Origin of the sequence: Streptomyces sp. CB01881 (assembly GCF_002953255.1) — a bacterium.
Taxonomy (GTDB): Bacteria; Actinomycetota; Actinomycetes; order Streptomycetales; family Streptomycetaceae; genus Kitasatospora.
This window is the reverse complement of record NZ_CP026498.1, coordinates 10,772,485-10,778,192: the sequence shown is the minus strand read 5'-3', so window position 1 is coordinate 10,778,192 and position 5,708 is coordinate 10,772,485. Positions and strand designations below refer to the sequence as shown.

Annotated in this window: 3 protein-coding genes and 2 pseudogenes; all 5 read right to left on the bottom strand. The window is 75.8% G+C overall.

Annotated features, from left to right (window positions below; genetic code table 11):
* Positions 1-689, bottom strand: a pseudogene (locus tag C2142_RS36425) (hypothetical protein); the annotation flags it as partial.
* Position 690: 1 nt separating this feature from the next.
* Positions 691-981, bottom strand: coding sequence for a WXG100 family type VII secretion target (locus tag C2142_RS36420; protein WP_148647077.1), 291 nt, complete (start codon positions 979-981; stop codon positions 691-693).
* Between the two features lie 92 nt (positions 982-1,073).
* On the bottom strand, positions 1,074-1,406 hold the full coding sequence (locus C2142_RS36415) for a WXG100 family type VII secretion target (protein WP_148647076.1): 333 nt from the start codon (positions 1,404-1,406) through the stop codon (positions 1,074-1,076).
* A 91-nt stretch (positions 1,407-1,497) separates the two neighbouring features.
* Positions 1,498-4,839: a right-handed parallel beta-helix repeat-containing protein gene (locus C2142_RS41830; RefSeq protein ID WP_148647075.1), complete on the bottom strand. Its 3,342-nt coding sequence runs from the start codon at positions 4,837-4,839 to the stop codon at positions 1,498-1,500.
* Positions 4,836-5,708, bottom strand: a pseudogene (locus tag C2142_RS36405) (hypothetical protein); the annotation flags it as partial. The pseudogene C2142_RS36405 and the gene C2142_RS41830, both read right to left, overlap by 4 nt.

Genomic DNA, 5,708 nt, shown 5'->3' with positions numbered 1-5,708 from the left:
CAGGCGGGTGCGGGGGTGTTGCCGCCGGTCCCGTTCCCGGTGCCGCCGCCGGTGTTGGTGGTGTTCGCGGTGCCGGTGCCGCCGTTCGCGGTGACCACGGCGTTGAAGTCGCCGACGGCGTCGGCCATCGCCTGCTGGAAGTCCCGGGCCGTCATCCCGTTGGCCTCCTCCACCGTGCGGTACTTGGCGCTCAGCGCCCGGACGCCGTCCCGCAGGTCGGTCAGCCCGGTGATCAGCGAGGAGAGCGACTCGCCGAAGGTCTTCTTGAGCCCGCCGTCTCCGTTCGGCCCGTTCACCCCGTTGCGCATGAGGTTGGCGTGGTAGAAGGCGCCCGGGGCGATCCCGACGCCGTCCAGTGCGGTGGCGACGTCGTTCATCGGCTGGATCAGCAGGTCGATGTTGGCCGCGAACACGTCCAGGGAGGGCGTGCTCACCGCGATGGTGCCCGGGCCGGTCTCGCCGTGGCGCGGCACCACCGGGACGGCGATCGGGTGGGTGTCGCCGAACGTCCCGTGCCCGGCGCCGATGTGCGGGTCACCGGTCCAGTGGTTCCCGCCCCCGGAGCCGCTGCCACTGCCACTGCCACTGCCTGAGCCGAAACCGCCTCCGTAGTCGGCGTTGTTGATGTTCGGGTCGGAGGACTGGCCGGAGTCGTCGCGGGCGGCCAGGGATTCGTCGGTCTCCGCCATGTCACTGGTCCCAGAGGCTCACGCCGTGCCGCTCGCCCTGGTGGTAGGACTCGTGGATCTGGCCGAGCGCGGTGGTCGCGTTCTGCGCCTGGAGCACCATGTCGCCGGCCGCGGCGTCCCACTTGGCCTTGGCGGTGTCGTAGGTGGTGCGGGCGTCGCTGGTCCACTCGCTCAGGTGCTGCGCGGTGCCGTCGTCCAGCTGGCTCAGCGTCTGCTGGAGCTTGTTGCTGATCGCGGCCATCTCGCCGACGATGTACTCGACCTGGGTCATGTTGACCGCGTACGTGCTCATGATGTGACTCCTCCTGGTGTTCCGGGTCGAACGGCGCGGCTGGGGCGTGGATGGTGGCTCGGGCCGGTCCGCCCTGAGCCGCACGGCACGCCTTAGAAACCGGGCAGCGGGGTGGCCATGCCCTTGCTGAGCTGGGAGGCCATGTCGGTGGTGGCCTGGTGGGTCGTCCCGTACGAGCCGGTGTTGGCCTGGAGCTTCTCCAGCATCAGGCCGAGCTGCGCGCGGACGGTGCCGAAGTCCTGGAGCCAGGTGTTCATCGCCCCCAGGTAGGTGGTGGAGGCGTCACCGGTCCAGCTGGACTGGAGCGTCTCGATCTGGCCGGCCATCTGGGTGTAGGTGCGGTTCGCCTCGTCCAGCGCGGTCTGGAAGTTGCTCTGGGCTGCCAGCATGCCCTCGATGCTGACGGAGGTCGTCTGATTGGCCATCGGCCGGTCCTTTCGGTCGTGCTGTCAGGAGGGCCCGGACGCCGGGCCCTCCCGTTCATGCTGCTGCCCCCGGCGCCGGCCGGGCCGCGGATCACTCCCCCGCTGCCCCGCCGACCCCGGATCGTTGCACCGGCCGCCCGCCCGGCTCCGCGCGGCGCGGGGCGGGCAGGTCCGGCAGGGTGACGGTGCGCGAGCGGGCGGCCCCGGCGATCCGCCGCGCCAGCAGGTGGGCCCCGCGCGCGCCCTGCGCCGGATCCTGCCCGGCCAGCTCCGCGGACACCTCCTCGGTGACGGCGAGGCCCAGCGACTCCAGCCGCCGGACGGTCAGCGCGGCCAGCTCGGGGCCGGTGTACGGGGGCAGCCGCAGGTACTCGGCGAAGGCGCCGGCTAGGTCCGTCCGGGCCGTCAGCAGGCCCATCAGGAACGGTGCGCGCCCGGAGAGCACCAGGGCGGCCCCGTGCGCGTCCCGCGCCGCCGCCGCGGCCGCCAACGCGTCCACCACCGCGGCCTGTTCGACGGCGGGCCGGCGCTCGAAGAGCGGGTCCGCCTCGACCAGAAGCACTCCGCCCGCGGCCTGGCGGAAGGCGTGCGCGAGGGGGCTGCGCGGCTGCTCCGCCCACCGGGCCGGGACGGCCGACAGCGGCAGCCGCTCCAGCGTGCCGAGCGGGACGAGGCCGAGCTCGGCCAGGGAACGCGCGTAGGCGGCGGCCAGGGCCCGCCGGCCGCTGCCGGGCGGGCCCTCCAGGACGACGTCCGCCAGGCCCGCGGTGCCCTGCCCGAGCTCGGCCAGGACGTCCAACCGGGCCGCCAGCGCCTCCCGGACGGGCGCCAGGCCGACCAGCCCGGCCAGGTGGCGGCCGACCGGCGGAGCGGCGGCAGTCCGGGGCACGGACGCGGGGGGTGCCGGAGCTGCCGGGGATGCCGGAGGTTCCGGGAGTGCCCGGGGGACGGCGGCGGGCGGCCGGTCCGCGTCACCACGAACGGTCTCGCCCCGGACGGTCTCGCCGTGGACGGCGGTGACGTCGGCGGCCGTGAGCACGCTGAGTTCGCCGTCCTCGGCGGGCGGCCGGACGGCCAGCCGGGACGCCTGGTTGCTGATCATCGACTCGAAGACCTGCCGGGCGACCCGGCCGTTGCCGAAGGTGGGGCCCTTGGGGACGTCCTCGAAGTGCCGGGTCAGCGCGTCCACCGCGCCGCCGGTCAGCTCGTAGCAGTGCTTGGCGCACAGGCCCCGGACGATCGTGACCAGCTCGGCGGGCGCGTAGTTGGGGAACTCCACCGTGCGCGAGAAGCGGGAGGCCATGCCCGGGTTGGAGGCCAGGAACTGGTCCATCTGCTCGGAGTAGCCCGCCACGATGACGACGATCTCGTCCCGGTGGTCCTCCATCAGCTTCATCAGCGTCTCCACCGCCTCCTGCCCGAAGTCCGGACCGGTGCCCCGGGACTGGTTGGTCAGGGTGTAGGCCTCGTCGACGAAGAGCACCCCGCCGAGCGCCCTGGTGAAGACCTCCGTGGTCTTGATGGCGGTGCCGCCGATGATCTGCGCGACCAGGTCGGCGCGGGCCACCTCCACGATGTGGCCGAGGCCGAGGATGCCCAGCTCGGCGAGGACGGCGCCGTAGAGCCGGGCCACGGTGGTCTTCCCGGTACCGGGCGGCCCGGCGAACACCAGGTGACGGCTCATCGGGGGCATCGGCAGGCCCATCTCGCTGCGACGCTTGGTCATCCGGTTGAGGTTGATCAGACCGGTGACCTCCCGTTTGACGCTCTCCAGGCCCACCAGCGCGTCCAGTTCGGCCAGCGGCCCGGTACCGGTGTGCGCGGGCGGGCCGTCCGCCGCCGCGCCCTGCTCCGGTCCGGCGGGCGCGCCGGCCGCCCGGACGGCACCGCCGCCGAGGGCACCGCCGCGGCCCTCCGCGCCCCGGGGCTGCGCGTCCCGGACGTCGCAGTCGTGGAGGCGTACCGAGCCCTCCGGGCCGGCGGACCTCACCCCGCCGCCCGCGTTGTCCGCGACCGTGCAGTTGCCGAGGTCGGCCCGCGCACCGGCCCGCACGTCGACGCCGTAGCCGCGCGCCCCGCTGACCCGGCAGCCGACGGCGGTGAACGAGCCGCCCGCCAGCACCCGCACGCCGTCGTCGCCCGAGCCGGTGAACTCGCTCTCATGGGCGGTCAGTTCGCCGTTCTCGCCGACGACCGCCGGGCAGCCGTCCAGCGTCGAGGCGGACAGCCGGACGCTCGCACCGTCCGCCACGCCGAGGCCGCTCCCCCGGCCGGTGGTGGTGATCCGCGCGCCGGTCAGCCGGCCGGTGGCGCCACCCGTCAGCTCGACGGCCGTCCCGCCGGCCAGGGTGATCTCCGCCGCCCGGACGGAGACCTCCGCCCCGCCCTCGGCCCGCAGGCCGTGGCCGGCCGTGCCGGTGACGGTCAGCCGCTCCAGTTCGGCGCCGGCCCGGTCGGTGACCAGGACGGCGGCACCGCCGGCGTCCCGCACCGTCAGCCCGTCGACCACGGCGGCGCTGCCGGGGCCGCTCACCCGGAGCCCGACCGGTGTGCCGGTGATCCCGCAGTCCCGCAGCACCGGCCGGGCGCCGCCGGTCGCCTCCACCGCGGTGCCCGCCGCGCCGGTGACCGTGCAGCCGCGCAGCACCGGCGCCGCCCCGTCGGCGACGTGCACCGCCTGCCCGGCCGAGCCGGAGAAGGCGCAGTCGGTGAGGGTGGTCTCGCCCCGGCTGGTGAGGTAGGCGTCGACGGCGGCGCTGCCCGTCACCGTGACCCGGTGCAGGACGGCCCGGCCCTCCTGCTCGACGGCGATGCCGGGCTTGCCGCTACCGGTGATCCTGACCCCATCGGCCAGTAGCGATCCGCTGCCGTTGACGCAGACGCCGTTGCCCCGCGGCCGGTCCAGCCGGCAGTCGCGGACCTCCAGGCGGCCGCGTTCGGCGACCACCACCGCCGAGGACCCGGCGTCCGCCACCTCGGTGTCCTCCAGGACGCTGACCGCGGTGGAGGTGACCACCACCCCGGCGCCGTACGGGTTGGCCACCCGGCAGCCGCGCGCGGCGAGGGCGGCGTCCTGCCGCACCAGCACGGCGGCCCACGCCTCACCGGTGATCCGGCAGCCGTCGAGCGCGGACTGACCGCGGCGCAGGTCCAGCACCGGGGCCTGCCGGTCGGCGCCGCGGAGCACCAGGCCGGACAGCTGCACCGCCTCGGCGTCCACCACCACCGTGCTGTCGGCGGCGGCGTGCACCTCGACGCTCCCGGCCTCCCCGGCGGCGGCCACGGTGACCGGGCGGGTGATGGCCAGCGCCTCCTCGTAGCGGCCCGGGGCGACGGTGATCAGCGCGCCCTCGGGGGCCTCGGCGAGGGCGCCGGAGATCGAGCGGTGGGCGCCCGGGCGGTCCGGGGAGACCAGCAACACCTGCCTGCTCACAGGCCGGCTCCTTCCGTACGGGGGGTCGGGGTCCGGGAGGTGGGGGTCCGGGGGCCGGACACCCTGAGGGCGGACACCGTGGGGGCGGACGCCATGGGGGCGGGCATCAGCCCGGGCGGGTCGGCGCCCTCATGGGTCTCGTCCGTCCCGGCCGCCGCGAGCGCGGCCGGGATCCGCTCCAGACCGGCCAGAGCCATCGCGTCCAGCTTCACCGGCCGCAGGTCCACCCGGCCGTCGGCGGCGATCTCGGACGGGGCGAGCTCACGCAGCATGACGGTCCGGCCGTCCACCCGCAGCACCTTGAAGCCGGTGCCCGGCAGGAAGAGCACCCGGTCGGGCGCGGCCGGGTCCAGCATGGCCGTCCGACGGGCCGTCATCGACCAGACCAGCACGTCCGTCCCGCCGGGCGGCCCGGCGTGGAGGGTGGTGCGGGCGTGGCAGAAGGCCCACTCGGTGAGCAGCCCGCCCTCGCGGTACAGCTCCCGCTCGGGCTCGCCCAGCCCCGTCCGGAGCAGGGCCGGACCGCGGTACGAGGGCAGTCTGCGCAGCCCGGCCGCCACGCAGCGGGCCAGCGGCACGTGCGCGCCCGGGGCGGCGGTCCGGACGGCGGCGTCGGCCCGGCGGCTCTCCCCGGACAGGTACAGCCGGACGGCGACCAGCTCGGTGAGCGCGGCGGCCGCCTCGACCCGGTCCATGCCGCGCAGCCCCGGGGCTTCCGACATCACCCGGGAGACCGATCCGGCGACGGCGTTGAACTGCTCGCTGAAGGTGCGACGCACCCAGTCGCGCTCCTGCTCGATGCCGCGCTCGGGCGGGACGGCGCAGGCGGCGGCCGCGGGGACGGGCTGCACCCGGGCGCGGGGGCCGCC